Consider the following 1,577-nt stretch of genomic DNA (forward strand, 5'->3'; position numbering starts at 1 on the left):
GGGGCGGGCGCAGTGTTCGATCATCCAGCTGCGGAACAGGGCGATGACGGGGTCGGCGAGGTCTTCGGGGCGGAGGATGAGGAAGTAGCCGTAGCCTTCGTCGATCATGGCGTCGTAGGGCATGATCAGGCGGCCGGCGGCGATGTCGGCGGCGAAGAGGGTGGGGTCGGTGAGGGCGACGCCGGCGCCGGAGATGGCGCAGGTGACGGCGTAGCTTGCGGTGTCGAAGGCGAGGCCGCGATCGGTGTTGAGGTTGAGGCCGAGGCGCTTGACGTAGGTGGCCCACATGATGAAGCGGTCCTGGCCTTCGAGTTTGACGTGGAGGATTTCGTTGTCGCGGAGGAAATCCTCGAGGGATTTGCCCTGGTGGGCGGCGGCGATTTCGGGGGCGCAGACCGGGGCGACGCTGATCATCCAGAGCAGATCCGACACGGTCTGGCTGATTTGGGGCCGGTCGTACACCACGGCGACGTCGGGGGCGAGGTCGGGCCGGTCGCTGGGCAGGCCGATGCCGTTGGTGGCGGAGACGTCGATCAGGATGTCGGGGTATTGGCGGTGGAAATATTTCAGCGCCGGGAGGGCGATGTGCTGGAGGAAGCTGGGCGGCATGTGGACGCGCAGGGTGCGCTGGTGCGCGAAGCGGCCGCGATGGCGGATGATGTCGTTCATTTCGCGTTCGATCGCATCGAACGAGCGGCTGATGGCGGGGAGCAGCGATTTTCCGGCGGCGGTGAGTTCGAGCCCGTGGGGGCGGCGGATGAGAAGGGGCGTGCCGAGCAGGGTTTCGAGGGTTTGAACGTGGCGGCTGAGCGCGCTTTGCGAGACGTTGAGCGCCTGACCGCCGGCGGTGAAACTCAGATGCCGGCCGACCGCCTCGAACGCGCGCAAGGCGTTGAGGGGAATCCAACTGCGGTTGAGGATGGGTTTGGCTGCCATGGCGGCAGTTTTGGCGAGATTGGGCGCGATGGCAAAGGGGGGGCGCTCGATTGGGGGGCGCGCGGCAGGTCAGCGCGCCGGATGGTGCGGGCGGCTGGATTGCGCCCGAAGCCGCGCCACCCTATGATTTTTCCCGCTCGCGCGGGGTTTCGACGCGGGTTTGGGCTGAGCCGGCGCAGAGGAGATCGATGATGGAGCGACCTGATTTCATCCGGCACTGGACCGAGTTGGAGGGTGCGGATGATGCGCGTTATCCGGGCGATGAGGAGTTGTTTTCGATCAATGCACCGCTGGGGCGGAAGCTCGGGTTGCGGCGGATCGGGATTCATCATGAGCGGCTGCCGCCGGGGCGGCGGACGTCGTACCCGCATGCGGAGAGCGCGTTGGAGGAGTTCGTTTATGTGCTGGAGGGCACGCCGGATGCGTGGATCGATGGGCATCTGGTGCGGTTGCGGCAAGGGGATTCGGTGGGGTTTCCGCCGGGGACGGGGATTGCGCATAGTTTCATGAACAACACCAAGGATGAGGTGCGGCTGCTGGTGGTGGGGGAGCCGACGCAGGAGAACCGGATACGCTATCCGCTCAATCCGGGGCATGAGGCGCGGATACCGGAGCGGTGGGTCGATCCGCCGGAGCGGGTG

At 66.3% G+C, this 1,577-nt stretch carries 2 protein-coding genes; one reads left to right on the forward strand and one right to left on the reverse strand.

Annotated features, from left to right (window positions below):
• Nucleotides 1-936: LysR family transcriptional regulator (locus ACP5E6_RS15370; RefSeq protein WP_427955461.1), on the reverse strand; the 936-nt coding region annotated here is incomplete at its 3' end.
• A 191-nt stretch (nt 937-1,127) separates the two neighbouring features.
• Between ACP5E6_RS15370 and ACP5E6_RS15375 the strand changes: the two genes are divergently transcribed.
• Nucleotides 1,128-1,577: cupin domain-containing protein (locus tag ACP5E6_RS15375; protein WP_427955463.1), on the forward strand; the 450-nt coding region annotated here is incomplete at its 3' end.

The sequence above is a fragment of the Acidiphilium sp. genome, from assembly GCF_049977125.1.
In the GTDB taxonomy this organism is placed as follows: Bacteria; Pseudomonadota; Alphaproteobacteria; order Acetobacterales; family Acetobacteraceae; genus Acidiphilium.